This window comes from Oceanisphaera litoralis (assembly GCF_016907015.1).
GTDB lineage: Bacteria > Pseudomonadota > Gammaproteobacteria > Enterobacterales > Aeromonadaceae > Oceanimonas > Oceanimonas litoralis.
The window spans coordinates 69,059-87,621 of the sequence record NZ_JAFBBE010000013.1 but is presented as its reverse complement, the minus strand read 5'-3'; the positions used below and the strand labels follow the sequence as shown (position 1 = coordinate 87,621).

The following is an 18,563-nucleotide window of genomic DNA, read 5'->3' as shown; positions in this document are numbered from 1 at the left end:
TATGTATTTTCTCCTGCGGGTGGCTCTTCGACGCAGGCGCTACATCGCCACCTGTTGCAGCTTGCTGCGATATTCCCGGGTCACGGCGCGGGCGTCGATGGCATTGGCCACGGCGGTGGGGGTGATCAGCACCACCAGTTCGGTGCGCCTTACGTTGGTGCCGCTGCTGCCGAACAGCCAGCCCAGCACAGGTACGTGGCGCAGGCCGGGCAGGCCCTGGCTGTCCTGGGACTTGTTCTCGCGGATAAGGCCGCCCAGTACCAGGGTTTCGCCGCTCTGCACCGCCACCCGAGTGTCGATTTTGCGCTGGGTGATGGTGGGTGACTGAATATTGGAGCTCGTCGTGGTGGCCACGTCGTTTACCTCCTGAACCAGCTCCAGTATCACCATGCCTCCGGCATTGACCCGCGGGGTCACCTCCAGCAGTACGCCGGTGTCCCGGTACTGTATGGTGCTGGTGACATTGCCCACGTCGCTGTTCAGATTGGTGGTTTCCGAGGTACGAATGGGCACCTGATCGCCCACCCGGATCAGCGCCTTCTGGTTGTCCAGCACCATCAGCGTAGGCGAGGAGATCACGTTGACCTTGGAATCGCTGGCCAGGGCCGTGAGCAGGGCTCGAGTGCCGCTGGCGTTGAACACCTCGTAGCTGGCGCTGGCGGCAAGACCGCCGTCGAAGGGAGAAGGGATGGGCAGTGCGCCGATGGCGCCCACGCCGCTGCGCCCGCCGCCCAGTCGGTTCTTGAAGTACCATTGCAGGCCGTAGCGCAGCTCGTCATCCAGGCTCACTTCCACTATGGTGGCTTCCACCAGTACCTGTAGCGGCAGCTGATCCAGCCGCTTGATGGCCTGCTCCACCTTCTGGTAATCGGCGCTGGCGGCCATCACCACCAGGGCGTTGCGTTCGGTATCGGCAATCACGCTCACTTCGCCCACGTCCAGGCTGGCGGCATTGATGCCGGTGGCTATCTGCACCGGGCTGCCTTCTTCGGTATTGGTTGCCGCCGCCGGCAGTGGCGAGCCTGCGCTGTTGCGGCGCTGGCTGTCGAACAGCTGGTTGAGCAGCTCGGCCAGGTGGTCGGCCTTGCCGTTCTGCACGTGGTATACATACATATTGAGGCCGCGCGGGTTCTCGGCCCGGTCGAGGCGCTGTATCCACACCCGGGCATCGGTCAGGTAACGCTCTTGCGGGGTGATCACCAGCAGGGCATTGAGTCGCTCTATCGGCAGGTAGCGCACCATGCCGGCCAATGGGCCCTCGGCCTCGTCGCCGAAAATCGCCTTCAGCTCGCTGGCGATCACATCGGCGCTGCTGGCCTGCAGCCGGAACAGCCCCACCGACATACCGCGCAGCTGATCCACATCAAACAGATTGACGGTGTCGCGAATGTTGACCAGTTCGTCGCGGCTGCCGACCAGAGTGAGCAGGTTGCGTCTGTCGTCCACCATCATGGCGCCCTGGCGGGGCTTGACCGGCTCGAGGATTTTTTCCATTTCCCGGGCGCCGATGTAGCGCAGGGGTAAAATCAGCATCTGGTAGCCGCGTTCGGCGGTGGGGGTCAGCCGCGGATTGAGGGCCGAGGGGGGAACCTCGCTGGCGGGTACCACGGTAAAGAGGCCCTTGCTGTGCACCAGGGCGGCCCCGTGGGTTTGCAGCAGGCTTTCGAGGGTGGGCAGCAGATCATCCTGGCTGATGGGCTGGTTGGTTTGCAGGTACACCTGGCCTCGCACCCGTTCGTCGAGAGAGTAGTTCAGCTGCAGTATGTCGCCCAGTATGGTTTTTACCACCTCGGCGATGTCGGAACCCTGAAAGTTGAGGGTGATGTCGCCGGGGGCGGCGGTGTTCAGCGGCGTCTTGCCGGCCTGACCGAGCTTGACGAAATTGCCTGTTCCGCGGTAAATCTCGGCACGGGTGGCCGGGTGAGCGCTCGGATCGGCGGCGGTGACGGCGGCGTGGGATAGATTGTCGTCGTGACGAGAGGGCAGCCGGACCGGATCGTAATGGCTGGTGACGTCGGCCTGGCCCCAGGGTTTGTCCAGGGCGGCCCTGTCTCCGGTCGGGTTGGTGCAGGCGATCAGCAGCAGGCAGGAGACACCGATAAGCAGCCATGTTGTCTGGTGTTTGTTGGTCATTGTGACTCCCCGTTACTTCCCTGTTTGTTGTTGTCATCTGCCCTGGTCGCTTCTGCAGCGTCGGTGTCCGGTTCGGTGTCTGCTTCGTTCGGATTTTTGTTCCGGGCGCCGCTATGGTCGGCGGGAGACGCTGCGGTGTCGGTGGCAGGCCGGGTCGAGGGCTGCCGGGGTTCCCACAGTTCCAGTCGCAGCGTCTGGCTGCCGTCACTCAGGGTCACGGCATCCAGGCCTATGTCTTCCAACTGCCAGTTGCCGTCCAGGTACATGCCGGTCTTGAGGCGTGCGCGGTCCGCTCCCTGCCGTTCATTGAACAGGGCCAGTTGCTGGTCGTTTTCCCATACCACGCCCGTCAGGCGCCATTTTTCCCTTATGGCGGCGGCGCTCTCGCTGACGGTTTCCTCTTCTTCGTCTTCCTGTGGCCGGCGATTGTCGTCAAACAGGGGCCGGGCCATGATTTCCTCGAATTGTTCGAGAGGGGGGTAGCCCGGAGTGGGGGTGCCGTCGTCCTGCGCCCGGGCGGGTAACAGCCACAGTACCGGCATGGCCAGCAATAACACCCAGGGTTTCATCAACAACGAGCGTTTCATCAACAACAAGCATTTCATAAACAACGAGCGTTTCATCATCAACAACAAGCAGGGCTTCATGGCGCCTCCCTCTGGGTATAACCGACCAGATCGAAGCGTACGTCGAGCGAGGGGGGCAGCCGTGGGTTCGCCCTTTGGCGACGGATCACCCGGTTGCTGCGGGTTCTCGCCCGGCGCGTATTGGCGGTGATCACCAGATCTTGCATGAACAGAGCCGGCTGTCCCGACTCGAGCGCATGGAACAGGGGAACCAGTTGATTGATTTCGCTGCGCAGATGCACCCGCAACATGACGCCTTGCAGCGGACTCTCGGTGTCGGGCTGGGCATTCTGAATACTGACCAGCTGGCCGCCACTGCGGCTGACCAGCCGGTTCAGGTGTTGCTGCAGCCAGGCCGAGGCCAGGGAGGGGCGACGCTCCGGCAGATAAAGGCCGGAATCGGGCGTCGCATCGCGCAGCTGCCGTAATGACTGTTCGGTCTGTTCCAGTTCGGCCGACAGCCGTTGATAGCGATGGAGCTGGTCTTCAAGCTGGTGGATGGCAGCCCCCTGTTGCAGAAACAGGGCGAGCAGGGGCTGGACAAGCAGGCTGAATATCAGCAGCAGAGCCGCGATCAGCAGGCCCAGGGCCGCCGCCTGTTGCTGGCCCTGGCTGAGGTTGATCATGACTGCTCCTCGCCGAAACGGGCATCGATCATGAAACGATCCTTGCGGGTGACCGGATTATTGGTCACCGGTGAGCTGAAGCGCACATCGAAGAACAACGGAGAGGCTTCCAGAATGCCGATAAGCTCGGAGGCATTGGCCGATTCGCCGCGCAGTTGTACCGTGCCGTCGCGCAGTTCGAAGCGGCTGAGCCAGGTATGGTCGGGTAATTGACGGGTCAGGTCATCCAGCAGTGACAGGGCCGAAGTGTGCCTGGCTCTTTTCCGAGCCAGAAACTGCCGGCTTTGCTGCAATGCTTCCAGTTGTCGTTTTAGTTCGGCGGTCTGCTCGGCCCGTTGCCGGGGTATGTCCAGTTGGGCACTCAAGGCCTCGATACGGTTCTGTCGCTGGTAAAGCGGCACGGCGATCAGCAGAAACAGCATGAAAAGCACCAGGGCACCCTGCAGGGTTTTCAACCGCAGAGCCTTGCTGATGGCGATGCTGGTGGGCGCCTGTAGCGGAATGACCGGCGCTTGTGGATGCTCGGCATCGGCCAGGGCCGTGGGCACCAGACCGAGCAGGTTCAGCTCGGCCAGTTGCGAGTCCACCTGTGCTCGCGGTGCCAGCAGCAGTTCAACCCGGATCAGGGATTGCTGTTTATTCCGCTCGGCAACGCGATAGCCGAAATAGACCTGCTCGGCACTGAATGGGGTATGCCGGTCCATCTCGAAGCGCAGCACATCGGCCAGGTTGTCGGCGGTGGCTGCGGGCAGGGTGATATGGGTATAGAGCACGTCCTGGCTGTTCAGGCACAGCCGGATGCTGTCTGCCTGACGCAGCATGTCGGCCAGCAGGCCGCTTTGCTCGGCAGGTTCGTCCAGCAGCAGCTGTTTGCCGTGAGGGGACAGCTCCAGCCGGTAATGCTCCTGCTCGATATAAATAAGGAGCCGTTGTTTCTGGCTGAGCAGACGGTGGCTGATGGATGCGGGCAAGAGGCTGAACAGCTGTCGGCTCCACCAGTGCCAGAAGGTTACCAGAGGGTGCCACAGTAATCGGCCGTAATGGTGCAACTGCTGGGTAAACTTTTCCCCATCCATAGGGCTCTCCGTTAAGCGTCTGGCTCGGTGAACAGCGGGATGAATTCCTGTGTTATCTGTTCCAGAATGGGTGTACCGAGACGGTCAAGCAGGCTGGCGGTGAGCCGGTAACGGTAAATGGTGTTCATTCGAGCTTCCGTATGAACAGTGTAGTTGACCCCCGATGAGCCGTCAGAGAGGAAGGCGCGGGGGAACATATCCGTGGCAGGCAAAGGCTGGCCGGCTTCATGGTTCCGGCGTCGGTCGGCGATAAACCGATCGACGGTGAGCTCGTCGGTGCCCGGCAGTGCCAGCAATACCTGGCGCGGGGCATAAAGCGGGTTGATGCTGTTGCGTGGATTGCGCAGGGTCAGGCTGTGCCTGATCTTCCGGTAAATGTCGGGGGTCATGTCCAGCACCCGCAGCACTTCGTCCACCGACCGGAAGGGAGCGTTGCTCGGGCCGTAATCCCGTCCGGCGGCCAGATAGTCGTCGGCTTCGGCGCCGTTGAGCCGGCGCAGATCATCGCCATCGCGCCAGTCCATGATGGCATCCACCAGCCGGGCACGCAGCTCGTCGTCTGTGCCGGCGGTGGCCAGCAGGCCGTCGAGCAGTTCGGGGCCGGCGGCATTGAGATCGATACGGCCGTTTTCGTTGAACAGGGCGACCCGGATTTCGATATCGTCCAGCCGGACCAGATAAGGGCTGCCATCGGCCAGCCAGGTTTGCTGCTCTTTCGGTTGCGCCAGCATCAGCAGGGCCAGTTGTACGCCGGCATCGGCGGCATGGCGAACCTGGGTCGCCTGGGTGATGTTACCGCTCTGCCGGGCCTGGCTGCGGCTGTTCAAAGACAGGCCGGTGGCCAGCAGGGTCAGCAGGGTCAGTACCCACAGCACGCTGATCAGGGCGATGCCCCGGTTGTGTTCAATATTCATCCTTTATCTCGTAACGATACTGGCGGGAGGCGACCACCAGGGGGGGCGAGTCCGGGTCCAGCTGCAGGCGGATCAGGGCCGGCAGTTGATCCTGATCCAGCCACTCGGGCTGCCAGGCAGACATATTCTGCTCATCTGCCGACAGGTAATGCAGGCTGAACGAGGCTATCTCCAGCTCCAGCAGAGGGGGGATCAGATCCGGCTGGCGAAAGTCGTCCAGCAGCTGGTACCAGTCGACAGGCGGAGCCTGCTCCTGCGGCTCCGTTTCAACAACCAGAGGCTGTGATTTGAGTGACAGCACAGGGTGCTCGGGATCGGCGTTGTCCAGCGCCAGATAAAACCAGACCGGCTCGGCGGAGTTGCCGAGTCCCCGGGGCTGCGGGGCCAGAAATATCAGGGAATGCTCGGTTCCCTGGAAGGACAGCAGCGGGATTTGCCGAGCAGTTTGCACATGTAGTGGCTCTGCCTGCTCCAGCAGGTTGCGCAAAAACCGTTGCAGCTGTATCTGCTCACTGTTGTCGGCATTGCGTTCGCCTACCGTTTCCCAGGCCTTGCCGGCGAGGCGAAAGCCGCCGAACATCAATCCGGATAGCAGGGTCAGCAGGGTCAGGGATACCACCAGTTCCAGCAGGGTAAAGCCTGGTTGTCGTTTCATCTGGCCTCCCGCCTGACCAGCCGCAGTGTGGCCAGTCGATATTGCCGGTCATGGTGACCCCAGCCCACCACCACCGACAGTCGATAGGGAAGCAGCATGGACTGGTTGTCCATCAGTTCCCGGGTATCGAATTCCTCGACTCGGGTTTCCCACCAGTAGCGGTCGTCGAGCCAGCCTCGCTCGCGCCCCGGTTGCAGTGTGGTGCCGGCATACAGCTCGTTCAGCTTCGACTCCGCCAGCAGCATGGCCTTCTGCTGTTGCTGGGCCGACTGGGTGGTGCGAATGGCCAGCGAAAAAATATTGAGCAGCACGCCCAGGGTGATGGTCAGTATGGTAAAGGCCACCAGTACTTCCAGCAGTGAAAATCCCTGGTTTCTGGTCATGTGTTGTCTAGTCATGGAGGCTTATCCTGCCGGTCAGCCAGTGCACCTCTATCCGGTAGCGCCGCTCGCGCCCGGCGATCTGCAGGGTGCCGCCGCTGGCGCTGCCATCCGGAAAAAAGACGAGCTCGGCCCCCCGAGCATGGGCGGTATCATCGAAAGACACTGTTATCTGCTCCGGCCAGGAAGAGGGCGTTTTCTGGCCCGAGATCCGGGAGTAACGGGCTTGTGAGTCGAGTTCCAGTGTTACCTCCTCTCCGCTGGCGATGGCCTGGCTGCGGGCCAGTCTGAGCAGGGCGGCGGTTTGCCGGCTGTAGCTTTTCAGCTCGGCGCCGGGCAGCAGGGCGGCAAAGCGGGGGGTGACCACCGCCAGCAGCAAGGCGGCCAGGGTCAGTACCACCAGCAGCTCAAGCAGGGTAAAACCGGTCTGGCTCGAATTACTCCCAGCTGACCACGTCCTGATCCTCACCGGTTCCCCCTTGCTGGTTGTCTGCGCCCAGGCTGAACAAATCGAATTCACCCTGCTGACCGGGGGCGCGATACTGGTAGTCGTTACCCCAGGGGTCCAGGGGTACCGCTTTCTTGGTCAGATAGGGGCCGTTCCAGCCCCGGGCGTTGGCCGGGGCGCTGATGAGTGCCGACAGGCCTTCGCTGCTGGTGGGATAACGGCCCACTTCCAGCCGATACAGATCCAGCGCCGTACCGAGTTCCTTGATCTGCAGGGCGGCAGTCTTGGTTTTGGAACCACTGAGCTGACGCAGAACCTGGGGGCCGACCAGGCTGGCCAGCAGACCGAGGATGACCAGTACCACCAGCAGTTCGAGCAGGGTGAAGCCGCGCCGAGAAGCCTTATGTTGGTAATTCACTTTTACCTCCCTATATGGGCAGTTCGTTGATACTGAGTATGGCCACCAGAATGGAAATGATAATGCCGGCGATGATGACACCAAGGCCGACAATCAGCACCGGCTCGAGTATGGTCAGCAAGCGCTGAATGGTACTTTCCACTTCCCGGTCGTAGCGATCGGCCACTTTCAGCAACATTGTCTCCAGTTGACCGGTTTCTTCGCCCACCCGGATCATCTGTATTGCCAGGGGCGGAAACAGACCCGAGGCCTGCAGCGGATCGGCCAGCCGCTTGCCTTCTTTCAGGCTGTCGGCGGCCTCGCCCACTGTCTGTGCCAGCAGGCGGTTGTTGACGGTATCGCGGGCTATGGTGAGCGCATTGAGCAGAGGCACGCCGCCCTTCATCAGAGTGCCCAGACTACGGCTGAAACGGGCGACCTCCAGCCGGCGGATCAGGGCTCCGGCCAGGGGAAGCCGCAGTGTGAAGCCGTCCCAGGCCAGGCGTGACTCGGGCCGGGCCAGCAGGCGTTGGCCGGCGATCAGCGCCAGTAACAGGGCCAATAACAGCCATGGCCCCATATCGCGCAGAAATTCGGCGCTGCCGATGACGATGCGGGTAGACAGCGGCATGGTCTGGCCCATGTCGGCGAACAGCTGCTGAAACTGGGGGATCACGTAGGTCAGGATGATCAGCAGCGATACCGCCGACACCAGCACCAGTATGATGGGGTAAATCAGCGCCGACAGGGCTTTCTCCCTGAGCTGGCGGCTGCGTTCCAGGTAGAGCGCCAGATCGGCCAGCCCCAGTTCCAGATTGCCCGAGACTTCGGCCGCCCGGATCATGTTCAGATAGAAGGGAGAAAAGCCGGATCCCTGTTCGGCCAGCACCACCGACAGCGCCTGTCCGCGCTGAATGCCTTCGCGGATCTGGCTGAGCAGGCGGATATCGCCGGTCTGGCTGTGCACTTCGATCATGATGCCCAGGGCGCGTTCCAGCGGGATACCCGCCTTCAGCAGGGCGGCCAGATCCTGGGTCAGAGCCTGGATCTGACGCTCGCCGGTGCGCCGTCGCTGCAGCCAGCCGGCCCCCGGGGAATGGCGCTGGCCGGCATCCTGCTCCACGCTGAGCGGGATCAGCCCCCGCTGTTGCAGCTGCTGCACTATGGCCCGCTCGTTCTGTCCTTCCAGCCGGCCTTCCTGGGTTTCGCCGTTCTGGCTGACCGCCTTGAAATAATAGAGTGCCACCTTATGTCTCCTGGGTGACCCGGATCACCTCTTCCACATTGGTGATTCCCTGTTGCGCCTTGAGCAGGCCGTCGCCATACATGGTGATCATGCCATTGCGAATGGCAGCCTGCTGGATCTTGCCGGCGTCGGCATGGCTCAGCACCAGCTTGCGAATGTCGTCGTTCATGGTGAGCAGTTCCTGAATGGCCAGCCGACCGTGGTAGCCGGTGCCGGCACAGTGGGCACAGCCGACGGGCCTGTGCAGCCGGATGGGCTGCCCTGGCTCGAGTGGCGACAGCTTCAGCTCGCGCACCAGCTCGGGCAATGGTTCATGATCTTCCTTGCAGTGGGGGCAGAGTACCCGCACCAGACGTTGCCCTATCACCCCATTGAGGGTGGAGGTGAGCAGGTAGTCTTCCACCCCCATTTCCAGTAGTCGGGTCACGCTGCTGGCGGCATCGTTGGTGTGCAGGGTCGACAGCACCAGGTGCCCGGTCAGCGCCGACTGCACGCAGATACGGGCGGTTTCCAGATCGCGCATTTCCCCCACCATGATGACATCGGGATCCTGACGCACTATGGAGCGCAGGGCGCTGGCGAAGGTCAGTCCTATGGCCGGCTTGACATGGATCTGGTTGACCCCTTCCAGCTGGTATTCTACTGGGTCTTCCACCGTGATCAGTTTTAGCTCTGTGGTGTTCAGCTGATTAAGCGCGGTATAGAGGGTGGTGGTCTTGCCGCTGCCGGTCGGCCCGGTCACCATTACCATGCCGTGGGGGATCTTAAGAACCTGCTGCAAGCGCCGTTTGGTGGCTTTGGCAAAGCCCAGGGCGTCGAAGTCGAGAATGACACTCTCCCGGTTGAGCAGCCGCATGACCAGGCTTTCTCCGTGCATGGTAGGCACTGTGGATACCCGGACATCGAGCTCCTGGCCCTGAATCTTGAGTTCGATGCGGCCATCCTGAGGCAGGCGTCGTTCGGCGATATTGAGCCGGGCCATGATCTTGATGCGCGAGGTAATGGCCGGGGTCATGTTCACCGGTGGGGCTTCAGTTTGTTGCAGCACACCGTCTATGCGGTAGCGAATGTTGAGCCGGTTTTCGAACGGCTCGACATGAATGTCGGAGGCGCGCAGATCCACCGCCTTCTGGATGATCAGGTTGACCAGGCGGATAACGGGGGCTTCGCTGGCCAGATCCTTGAGCTGGGCGATGCTTTCTTCGGTTTCCTCCTCCTGCTGCACCGCAGAGAGGATATCGCCCATCTTGCTCTGGCCTTCACCATAGAGGCGCTCTATGGTGGAGGTGATTTCCGAGCTGACCCCCACCTGCAACCGTATCGGCTGTTGGCACATCATGGCCATGGCACGAACCGAGAAGTCGTCTCTGGGATCGACCATCGCCAGCACCAGTTCATCGTTGTCCTGCCGCAATGGCACCAGATGATGTTCTTTCAGGAAACGATAGGGCAGGGGACGTTCGAGGGGAGGAGCAAGCGGATATTCCTCTACGGCGGTCAGCGGTAGCCGGGTCAGGTCGGACAGGCATGTTGCCAGGTCCCGCTCCGATATCATGCCCAGATTCAGCAGCAACGCCGTCAGGGAGCCGCCATCGGCCTGCCTTTGGCGCATGCGTTCCAGCCGGGCAAGCTCTTTATCCGAGATGTGCCCCTGTTCTATCAGGGTTTGTCCCAGTCGTGTATCTGCTACTGCCGCTAGCGCCCCTTCTGGATCCATACGCGATTCTCCCTGTGCCTGGGATCAAGCATAGACGGCTTTGAGCTACCGCTGATCGGGTGAATGGCGGGGTGTCTGGCTGCAATATGGAATAAATATTCCGCTTTTAGGTATATATATTTGGTATTTAGGCATTGACCGGCTACCAGTATCTATATTCCAATAGCGGCGGGTCTTAATCTGTATCCCGAATAAAAGTTTTACAAAAATATAACAGGAAGATATCGTGACGTATATTCATGACACCATCACCAAGCTCCAGAAAACCAGCCCGGCTCAGGCAGAGTTCTATCAGGCTGTAGAGGAGGTGCTGGATTCACTGCAGCCCATCCTGGAAACCAGCGAAAAGTACCAGTTGCATTCCATTATCGAACGGATGATTGAGCCCGAGCGGCAGATCATGTTCCGGGTGCCCTGGGTCGATGATCAGGGCAAGGTACAGGTCAACAAGGGTTATCGCATCGAGTTCAACTCGGCCCTGGGTCCGTACAAGGGCGGTTTGCGCTTTCACCCCAGCGTCAACGCCGGCATCATCAAGTTTCTCGGCTTCGAGCAGATCTTCAAGAATGCCCTGACCGGCCTGCCCATCGGTGGTGGCAAAGGCGGCGCCAACTTCGATCCCAAGGGCAAGTCAGACGGTGAAATCATGCGCTTCTGCCAGTCTTTCATCAACGAGCTGTACCGTCACATAGGTCCGACTACCGATGTGCCCGCCGGTGATATCGGCGTGGGCGCTCGTGAAATCGGCTACATGTTCGGCCAGTACAAGCGTCTGACCGGTAACTACGACGGCGTCTTCACCGGCAAGAGCCTGCTGTGGGGCGGCTCTCTGGTACGTAAAGAAGCCACCGGTTACGGCTGTGTCTACTTTGCCCAGTATATGCTGGAAGCCAAGGGCGACATCCTGGCCGGCAAACGCTGCCTGGTGTCCGGTGCCGGCAACGTGGCTATCTATACCATAGAGAAACTGTATCAGCTGGGCGCGATTCCGGTCAGCTGCTCCGACTCCAGCGGCACCATCTATCACGAAGCCGGTGTGAATCTGGATACCCTGAAAGAGCTGAAGGAAGTACGCAAGGTGCGTCTGAACGAATACGTGACCGCGCACCCGGACGCCAAATTTATTCCGGTTGCCGATTACCCGGCAGACGGCAATGCGGTATGGCGTCTGCCTGCCGAGCTGGCGTTCCCCTGTGCTACCCAGAACGAACTGAGCGAAGCCGATGCCAAGGCCCTGGTCGCCAATGGCTGTATCGGGGTATCGGAAGGGGCCAACATGCCTTCTACCCAGGATGCGGTAGAAGTGTTCCTGGATGCCAAAATCCATTATGGCCCGGGCAAGGCTGCCAATGCCGGCGGCGTGGCCACCAGTCAGCTGGAAATGGCACAGAATGCCAGCATGCAGCGCTGGAGCTTCGAGGAAGTGGACGAGAAGCTGAAGGTCATCATGAAGAACATCTTCATTAGCGCCAGCGAAACGGCGGCCGAATTTGGCGAACCCCACAACCTGGTGCTGGGCGCCAACATCGCCGGTTTCCGCAAGGTTGCCGACGCCATGATTGAGCAGGGCGTGGTGTAAGCAGACACTCGCTTTATCAACGTCTAAAGGCCCGGTCGTACCGGGCTTTTATTTTTTGTATGGTCCCATGACGGCCATTTTCTACCGCTGCAGTAGCGGTTTTTTATTTTCTGGTTGTTTTTTGGTCAAGGTGGCGATCGGCAGCTATGCTTTTTTGTACATAGTTTGCTGCGTTGGCTGGGGGGATTCACTCTGGCTTGGCTTGCTTTGAGATCAAGAGAAGCCCGAACTTCGCCGATACAGTGACGATACAGTGATATTGCTTTCCTATTCCGTGCGATGCGCCGCACTCACCCACTTACCCATTTAGACAGGGAATTGTCAAATATGCTCCAAGTTGTAAACAGGAGACATAACGATGACTATTTCTTCAACCCTGCCAGGGCGTGTAAAGACGGGTGCCCCCGTTCTACTGACCGCGGCCCTGACCCTTGGCCTGGCGGCATTTGACGCCGGATCCAATCCGCTTCATAACCCGCACGAACAGTTCGCCGATGACTTGATCGGGAACATGTCGCTCGAGCAGAAAATTCAGCAGATCGGTAACCTGCCCGAAGCGTCGAGCCTGCCCACCGGTCAATATCGTGCCGCAAGCGGATTACGGGACTGCGAATTCTCGGCGGTCGGACGCAGCATTACCGGTCTGTTCGAGCTGGGTATTCCCACCATACGTGAAATCAACGGTGGTAACGGTATTCGTGGCGGCTCCTGTAACGCCGAGCCCGTCATGACCGGCGGCCCCTCCATGACCCTGGCCGTGGCCAGCTTCGACCCCGAACTGGTCGAAGACTGGGGCGAGGTGGTGGGCATAGAGGCCTTTTCCTTTGCCAACCAGGTGCTGCTGGGCCCGGCGCTGAACCTGATCCGTTCGCCCTATGCCGGCCGCGCCCAGGAATATGCGGGGGAGGATCCCTATCTGGCGGGGGTGATTGGTGCCGCCCAGGTCCGGGGTATCCAGTCCCAGGGGGTGCAGGCCCAGCCGAAACATTTCGTGGGTAACGAGCACGAATTTCAGCGCGAGCGCTGGACCGCCGGGGTGCGCATTCCCAGCCGGGCCATGCACGAGCTGTATCTGCTGCCCTTCGAAATGGCGGTCAAGGACGGTAAGGCCGCCACCCTTATGTGCGCCTTTCCCTACCTGAACGACACCGCCCATATCTGTAACAACCATGATGTGCTGGTCAAAACCCTGCGTGAGCGCTGGGGCTTTGATGGCTGGATCGAGAGCGACAGGCGCGCCATGCACGCCACCTCGGAGGCCATACTGGCGGGCGTAGGCTGGGAACTCGACTTTCAGCCCAAGTTCTATTCCGCAGACAATATAACGGAGGCCCTCGCCAACGGTGAAATTACCGAGGCGGACATCGATGCCGTGCTCAGGCCACGCTACAGCAAGATGCACGAGTTCGGCCAGTTTGACGATCTCTTCGAGACCATCATCAATATCGATACCGAGCCCACCATCGACAGAGCCGAAAATGCCCGCAAGGCACGCGCCCTGGCCGAAGCCGGCGTGACCCTGCTCAAGAACGAGGACAAGCTGTTGCCACTGGCGGCGGCCGACACGCCGACCATCGCCCTTATCGGCCATCCCTGGTTTGCCGGCTCGGCGTCTATTCCGCCGCGTAACGGCGATCCGCGGGAGCTGACCGCGGTGGTGCCCTCGATCACTGTGTCTCCCGAGCAAGGCCTGGAGAGCTATGGCGCCGTGGTGAGCTATCTCGATGGGGCCGATATCGATGCGGCCGTGGCGGCGGCGGCAGAGGCCGATGTGGTCTTGCTGCTGGTGGGCACCACCCCGCGTGAAACCCGGGATCTGCTGCAGTTGCGCCTGCCCGCTGTCTGTCTGTTTGATGATGAAGACGACTACGAGGAGTTCTGTACCAACGCTGAGGAAGTGTACTGCCCGGCAGGCGATCCCGTACTGTCCGAAAACTGCGTGTTCCAGGATGATCTGGTCCAGGCCGTGGTCGATGCCGGTCACGGCGACAAGACCGCCGTGGTGCTCTATAGCGGCGCCGGCGTGCTGATGGATCCCTGGCTGGATGATATTTCCGCTCTGATTGCGGCCTGGTTCCCGGGTCAGGAAGACGGCGCCGTGCTGGCCGATATTCTGTTCGGTGAAATCAATCCGTCGGGCAAGCTGCCGGTCACCTTTCCTGTTACGGATAGGGAAGCGGCCTTTGCCACCGAGGCGCAATATCCGGGTACGCGGGAAGAGACAGGCCAGCCCGGCGGCCCCGGTTTTCCCGGTATCGACGTCGATGACTGGGAGGATCTGGATGATCCCCAGCTGATCAGCAATTACACCGAGAACCTGGAACTGGGCTATCGCTGGTACGAGGCCAACGGTGTGACGCCGGTGTTCCCGTTCGGATTCGGGCTGTCCTACACCAGCTTCGAGTATGGCGACCTGACCCTGACCAGGAGCTTCAGGCGCGAATATCATTCCCGTGGCTGGCCCGGTTATGGCCTGTGGAATGAGGGCAAGTTCAATCATCATTCACCCTTGCTGATGCTTGCGGAACTGGTGCCGGTGTTGACGGTGGAATATACGGTCACCAATGTGGGCGAACGGGCTGGTGCGGAAGCATCCCAGGTATATCTGGATCTGCCCAGGCGGGCCGAACAGCCGTCCAAGCGGCTGGTGGGCTTTGACAAGGTGTTCCTTGAGCCGGGCGAAAGCCGGCGGATCGCAGTGCAGATAGACGGTGGCGCTTCCAACCACCCCTTCTCCTACTTTGTGCCGGATGACCCGGACGATCTGACCGCCTGGGCCAACGGTGAGTGGCGAGAGGCCAACGGCCTGTATCGGGTGCTGGTGGGCGGATCCTCCGCCGAAACGCCCCTGGTGGGCCGGATCGGCATGGTCTTTCCGCGGTTGAAAACCCCCTTTAAGCACTCGCGGGTGCAGCGGCACCACCGCAAGCATCAGGGGAATGACACCGGGCCGATCGGGACAGCGCTGCCCATTAACCCCGCCCCCTTTGTCGACGACCTGCTGTCCGGATTGCCGGGCTTTATCGGCAACAACTGATCTGGGGTGATATACGAAGGCCTGCCGGGTGGCAGGCCTTTTTACGTTACGGCGAGCTGAAATCTTGCTCAGCGCTCGACGGCCACCACCGAAATTTCCACCAGCAGCTCGGGGCGGGCCATGGCGGCTTCCACGCAGGCCCGGGCCGGGGCGTGTCCTGCCGGCACCCAGGCATCCCAGACCGCATTCATGGCGGCAAAATCGGCCATGGTCTTCAGGTAGATGGTGGCAGACAGCATATGCTCGCGGCTGGAGCCCGCTTCCAGCAGCAACTCATCCACCTTGTCCAGCATGGTGACGGTTTGCTCGGTAATGTCCTTGGTGGCATCCTTGCAGACCTGGCCGCACAAATAGATGGTGCCCTTGTGTTTGACGATACGGCTCATGCGCTGGCCAATCTGTTGACGTTCTATGGTCATTTCTACTCCGTAAATACGATGAAAGTGGCGGTATGCACCAAACCTTACCCATTGGGCTGCTGTTGTAAACTGATACTGGCGAGCAAGGTGAAATAATATGGCGGTGATCACGGGGCTGAATCTTTATCCGATCAAGTCGGCGGCAGGGCTGGCGCTTAGCGAGGCCCGGGTTTCCCGCGAGGGGCTCATCGGGGATCGCCGCTACATGCTGGCAAGACCCGATGGCAGCTTCGTGACCGCCCGTACCCAGCCGCGAATGCAATCCATAGTGGTGCAGCCGGTGGTCGGGGGGCTGGATCTGCAATACGGGGATGAACGGCTGGCGCTTCGCCATCGGCGGTTTGGGCTGCAACCGGTCACCACATCGGTATGGGACGATCAGTTTACCGCCTGGAGTACAAATCCCGAATATGACGCCTGGTTCAGCCGGATCCTGGAGCAACCGGTTCAGCTGCTGTGGGCAGGCGAAAAATCCGGGCGCTATCGCGACACCCTGGGTACCGCCGTCAGCTTTGCCGATGGCTACCCCTTACTGCTGATCGCCGAAGCCTCGCTCACCGATCTCAACCTGCGCGCCGATGCCCGCATGGAGATGTCCCGGTTTCGTACCAACCTGGTGGTAACCGGCACCCGAGCTTTCGAAGAGGACGGCTGGCGGCGCATTCGCATCGGGGAGGTCGAGTTTCTGGTGGCCAAGCCCTGCAGTCGCTGCATCATGACCACCATAGAGCCGGGTACGGAAGATTTCAATCGTCTGAAGGAGCCGCTGGCGACGCTGCTGCGTTACCGGAGGGGAGAGGACGGCGAGGTCTATTTCGGACAAAACCTGATCGCGCTTAATGAAGGTAAAATCCGGCTGGGTGACGAGATAGAGGTGCTGGAATACGCCAGCGCGCCCATTTACCCGGACGCGGCGCCCAGACGTCGGTTGCTGCGCTGTGTGGCGCGTGAACCCCTGGCCCGGGATATGGACACCTACTGGCTGGAGGCGGCGGACGGCCTGCCTCTGGCCGACTACCGGCCGGGTCAGCACCTGCCGGTGGCGCTGGATATAAACGGGCAGCGTCATTTACGCTATTACACCCTGAGCTCCAGCCCGACACGACCGGGCCGTTACGGCATCAGCGTCAAGCGTCAGCCCGATGGCCGGGTGTCGAACTGGCTGGCAGAGGCGCTGCAGCCGGCTAGGGAACCGCAGCCGGGCAGCGAGCTGCTGGCGCATGCACCGGCCGGCGACTTCATCCTTGAACCGGCGGAATATTATCTGATGTTGTCGGCCGGCTCCGGCGTCACCCCCATGCTGTCGATGGTGCGGGCACTGGCAGACAGACAACAACTGCAGGATCTGGTGTTTATTCATGTGTGCCGCACCGAGGCGGACATTCCGGCCCGCGCCGAGCTGGAACAGCTGGCGGCCGAGCATCCGGGCCTGCAGCTTGAATTCGTGCTGACCCGGCCGGCGCGAGGCGAGGGTGGTCGCCTGACCCTGGCCCGGCTGGCGGCGATCACCGCCTTGCAGCAACGCCGGGTTTATCTCTGTGGTCCCGCCGGTTTCATGCAGCAGGCCCGCAGCTGGCTGCTGGCGCTGGGCGTGCCGGTCGGCATGCTGCAGCAGGAGTATTTCGTCGGACCGCAAAGCGAGACTGTTTCACGTGAAACACACAATGTGCATGTTCGTATCGGCGAGCGCGAGTTCGTCGGCAATAACCAACAGGATTTGCTGACCCAGGCGGAAGGCCAGGGCATGGGGCTGCCCTGGTCCTGTCGGGCCGGCATCTGCGGCAGTTGCAAGCAGAGGCTCAAGTCCGGCGAGGTCGAGCAGCCCGAGGCGCCGGCCTTGTCGGCGGCAGAGCGAAAGGCCGGAGTGATCCTGGCCTGCTGCTGCGTGCCTCTGTCGGATGTGGAACTGGGGTAAGCGCCGTTTAATTATCCGTAGATCCTGTCTTCCTGCAGTTGCTTCAGGTCCTTCAGCGTTTTCAGTTGCTCGAGCAGCTTGTTGTTGCGCTTGATATCGGCCTTGAGCGCCTGGGTGTGCTCGGCGAAGTTTTGGTCGCTGGATATCCTGCCCACATTCCTGAAGCGGTTCCAGATGGTCGACTCCATGCTGTCTTTCATGAACACTTGGTCATATTGCCGCTCCAGAGCGCGCAGCTGCCGGCGCAACAGTGCATTGATGTCGTCCAGCTCCTGCTGTTTCAGCTGGCCCAGCGCATCGGTATCGAGGTGCTGCCGGTGCAGTTCGATCAGGGTGTAAATATCGTTGTCCTGTCTTGCCGCCTGCAGTTGTTGCATTTGTTCATGCCTGACGGCTTTAAGGGTGGCGTCCTGTTCCAGATCCGGATGCAGTTTTTTTGCCAGCTGCTTGTAAAGACGCTGGAACAGGGTCTTGCCCGCAGCCTGGCCATCGACGGGACTTTTCTCTTCGTCCCCGAAGCATTCATCCCGTTGGTCATGATCCTCTTCCGGCCAGTCCTGGTCGTTTGCCTGCATCTTCTCCATCATTCGCTGCATGAACTCGGCCGGACTGTTGATAAACAGATCGATTTCTTCATCGTCTATCTCCAGGCCCAGCTCCCGGTAGAGGTCACCCCTTATCGTTTCGCGCTCGGACTGCGATAGCGCCGGTGCTTCGGGTTGGGGATAGAATTGCTTGAGCAACTCCTCGGCGCGGATGAGCAATTGGGACGGATTCAGCCCGTCCTCGATAAAGGGGTTGGTGGACAGCATGCCCAGCTCATCCTGTATCCAGTGGAACAGATCATCCCTTTGCCACTGGGTCAGGGACTTGCGGGAGAAAAAGGTCAGCAGCCGCTCGATCAGCTGATACTGGGTTCTGGCCTGTTCCCGTTCCAGAGGCAGTATCTCGGCATTGAAGCGATCCACTATCTTGCGGACTCGCTTCTCCTGGCCCACCAGGCGGGTTTTCTGTTTTTCGATCTTCTCCCAGAGCAGCTGAAACTGGCCGGCGGGGCTGTTTTTGGCGGTGTTCTTCGGTTTTTGCTTGGTGGTGGCGAGCTTGGTCATATCGGCGTCTTTGATGAAGGAGGTGAGGCTCATTTTAGAAGCGCTCAGGCGTGGAAGGCAAAACCAAATTAGTACCAACCCCATCAAACAAATGATCTGCTTACCGCTGACTGCCTGTCTCTTAGTTACAAGTCTGTCAGCCCCTAAAATAGGCTCAGAGGCAACTGAGTAGCCTCTTCCGACACGCTAAGCCGCATCCCTGCGGCGCTCAGCACATGACGTCCTGTCATGTGATGGTCGGCTGAGGCTATCCCAGTCGCCTCTTTTTAGGCGCCGAGTCGTCGGT

General features: G+C 60.6%; 16 protein-coding genes. 3 read left to right on the top strand and 13 right to left on the bottom strand.

The window, feature by feature from the left end; genetic code table 11:
* Positions 1 to 39: 39 nt before the first annotated feature.
* The 11 genes from gspD to gspE are packed head-to-tail and all read right to left on the bottom strand — an operon-like array spanning position 40 to position 10,218.
* Positions 40 to 2,133, bottom strand: coding sequence for a type II secretion system secretin GspD (gspD, locus tag HNR62_RS09580; protein ID WP_204795860.1), 2,094 nt, complete (start codon positions 2,131 to 2,133; stop codon positions 40 to 42).
* Positions 2,130 to 2,780 carry a hypothetical protein gene (locus tag HNR62_RS09575; RefSeq protein WP_204795859.1) on the bottom strand — a complete coding sequence of 217 codons (651 nt, stop codon included), beginning with the start codon at positions 2,778 to 2,780 and terminating at the stop codon, positions 2,130 to 2,132. Before HNR62_RS09575 ends, gspD begins: the two co-directional genes overlap by 4 nt.
* Positions 2,777 to 3,385 carry a type II secretion system protein GspM gene (gene gspM, locus HNR62_RS09570; protein ID WP_239552712.1) on the bottom strand — a complete coding sequence of 203 codons (609 nt, stop codon included), beginning with the start codon at positions 3,383 to 3,385 and terminating at the stop codon, positions 2,777 to 2,779. Before gspM ends, HNR62_RS09575 begins: the two co-directional genes overlap by 4 nt.
* Complete coding sequence (locus tag HNR62_RS09565; RefSeq protein ID WP_204795858.1) at positions 3,382 to 4,461, bottom strand: PilN domain-containing protein; 1,080 nt, start codon at positions 4,459 to 4,461, stop codon at positions 3,382 to 3,384. The genes gspM and HNR62_RS09565 overlap by 4 nt, the downstream gene beginning before the upstream one ends.
* Positions 4,462 to 4,472: 11 nt before the next feature.
* On the bottom strand, positions 4,473 to 5,375 hold the full coding sequence (locus HNR62_RS09560; RefSeq protein WP_204795857.1) for a type II secretion system minor pseudopilin: 903 nt from the start codon (positions 5,373 to 5,375) through the stop codon (positions 4,473 to 4,475).
* A complete protein-coding gene (locus tag HNR62_RS09555; protein ID WP_204795856.1) occupies positions 5,365 to 6,030 on the bottom strand; it encodes a prepilin-type N-terminal cleavage/methylation domain-containing protein in 666 nt (221 codons plus the stop codon). Before HNR62_RS09555 ends, HNR62_RS09560 begins: the two co-directional genes overlap by 11 nt.
* Positions 6,027 to 6,428, bottom strand: a complete 402-nt coding sequence (locus tag HNR62_RS09550; RefSeq protein WP_204795855.1) for a type IV pilus modification PilV family protein — start codon at positions 6,426 to 6,428, stop codon at positions 6,027 to 6,029. The genes HNR62_RS09555 and HNR62_RS09550 overlap by 4 nt, the downstream gene beginning before the upstream one ends.
* Complete coding sequence (locus HNR62_RS09545; protein ID WP_204795854.1) at positions 6,421 to 6,879, bottom strand: GspH/FimT family pseudopilin; 459 nt, start codon at positions 6,877 to 6,879, stop codon at positions 6,421 to 6,423. The genes HNR62_RS09550 and HNR62_RS09545 overlap by 8 nt, the downstream gene beginning before the upstream one ends.
* On the bottom strand, positions 6,848 to 7,276 hold the full coding sequence (gene gspG, locus HNR62_RS09540; RefSeq protein ID WP_204795853.1) for a type II secretion system major pseudopilin GspG: 429 nt from the start codon (positions 7,274 to 7,276) through the stop codon (positions 6,848 to 6,850). Before gspG ends, HNR62_RS09545 begins: the two co-directional genes overlap by 32 nt.
* 10 nt (positions 7,277 to 7,286) lie before the next feature.
* Positions 7,287 to 8,501: a type II secretion system F family protein gene (locus HNR62_RS09535; protein ID WP_204795852.1), complete on the bottom strand. Its 1,215-nt coding sequence runs from the start codon at positions 8,499 to 8,501 to the stop codon at positions 7,287 to 7,289.
* Position 8,502: 1 nt separating this feature from the next.
* Positions 8,503 to 10,218 (bottom strand): type II secretion system ATPase GspE, encoded by a 1,716-nt coding sequence (gene gspE / locus HNR62_RS09530; protein ID WP_204795851.1) that lies wholly within the window; start codon positions 10,216 to 10,218, stop codon positions 8,503 to 8,505.
* A gap of 226 nt (positions 10,219 to 10,444) precedes the next feature.
* On the opposite strand from gspE, the gene gdhA reads away from it, so the two are divergent.
* Positions 10,445 to 11,797, top strand: a complete 1,353-nt coding sequence (gdhA, locus tag HNR62_RS09525) for an NADP-specific glutamate dehydrogenase (protein ID WP_204795850.1) — start codon at positions 10,445 to 10,447, stop codon at positions 11,795 to 11,797.
* A gap of 358 nt (positions 11,798 to 12,155) precedes the next feature.
* Positions 12,156 to 14,834 carry a beta-glucosidase family protein gene (locus tag HNR62_RS09520; protein WP_204795849.1) on the top strand — a complete coding sequence of 893 codons (2,679 nt, stop codon included), beginning with the start codon at positions 12,156 to 12,158 and terminating at the stop codon, positions 14,832 to 14,834.
* A gap of 68 nt (positions 14,835 to 14,902) precedes the next feature.
* Here HNR62_RS09520 and HNR62_RS09515 read toward each other — a convergent pair whose 3' ends face one another.
* The gene (locus tag HNR62_RS09515) at positions 14,903 to 15,253 is read right to left on the bottom strand and encodes a RidA family protein (RefSeq protein WP_204795848.1); all 351 of its coding nucleotides are present in this window, start codon (positions 15,251 to 15,253) and stop codon (positions 14,903 to 14,905) included.
* A gap of 97 nt (positions 15,254 to 15,350) precedes the next feature.
* Between HNR62_RS09515 and HNR62_RS09510 the strand changes: the two genes are divergently transcribed.
* Positions 15,351 to 17,168, top strand: a complete 1,818-nt coding sequence (locus HNR62_RS09510) for a hybrid-cluster NAD(P)-dependent oxidoreductase (RefSeq protein WP_204795847.1) — start codon at positions 15,351 to 15,353, stop codon at positions 17,166 to 17,168.
* A gap of 11 nt (positions 17,169 to 17,179) precedes the next feature.
* Here HNR62_RS09510 and HNR62_RS09505 read toward each other — a convergent pair whose 3' ends face one another.
* Positions 17,180 to 18,310: a hypothetical protein gene (locus tag HNR62_RS09505; RefSeq protein WP_204795846.1), complete on the bottom strand. Its 1,131-nt coding sequence runs from the start codon at positions 18,308 to 18,310 to the stop codon at positions 17,180 to 17,182.
* Positions 18,311 to 18,563: the final 253 nt, after the last annotated feature.

Excerpts from the sequence above, each read along its gene's own strand:
- gspD (WP_204795860.1), bottom strand. The coding sequence starts at position 2,133 with ATGACCAACAAACACCAGACAACATGGCTGCTTATCGGTGTCTCCTGC.
- HNR62_RS09575 (WP_204795859.1), bottom strand. The coding sequence starts at position 2,780 with ATGAAGCCCTGCTTGTTGTTGATGATGAAACGCTCGTTGTTTATGAAA.
- gspM (WP_239552712.1), bottom strand. The coding sequence starts at position 3,385 with ATGATCAACCTCAGCCAGGGCCAGCAACAGGCGGCGGCCCTGGGCCTG.
- HNR62_RS09565 (WP_204795858.1), bottom strand. The coding sequence starts at position 4,461 with ATGGATGGGGAAAAGTTTACCCAGCAGTTGCACCATTACGGCCGATTA.
- HNR62_RS09560 (WP_204795857.1), bottom strand. The coding sequence starts at position 5,375 with ATGAATATTGAACACAACCGGGGCATCGCCCTGATCAGCGTGCTGTGG.
- HNR62_RS09555 (WP_204795856.1), bottom strand. The coding sequence starts at position 6,030 with ATGAAACGACAACCAGGCTTTACCCTGCTGGAACTGGTGGTATCCCTG.
- HNR62_RS09550 (WP_204795855.1), bottom strand. The coding sequence starts at position 6,428 with ATGACTAGACAACACATGACCAGAAACCAGGGATTTTCACTGCTGGAA.
- gspE (WP_204795851.1), bottom strand. The coding sequence starts at position 10,218 with ATGGATCCAGAAGGGGCGCTAGCGGCAGTAGCAGATACACGACTGGGA.
- HNR62_RS09520 (WP_204795849.1), top strand. The coding sequence starts at position 12,156 with ATGACTATTTCTTCAACCCTGCCAGGGCGTGTAAAGACGGGTGCCCCC.
- HNR62_RS09515 (WP_204795848.1), bottom strand. The coding sequence starts at position 15,253 with ATGACCATAGAACGTCAACAGATTGGCCAGCGCATGAGCCGTATCGTC.
- HNR62_RS09510 (WP_204795847.1), top strand. The coding sequence starts at position 15,351 with ATGGCGGTGATCACGGGGCTGAATCTTTATCCGATCAAGTCGGCGGCA.
- HNR62_RS09505 (WP_204795846.1), bottom strand. The coding sequence starts at position 18,310 with ATGAGCCTCACCTCCTTCATCAAAGACGCCGATATGACCAAGCTCGCC.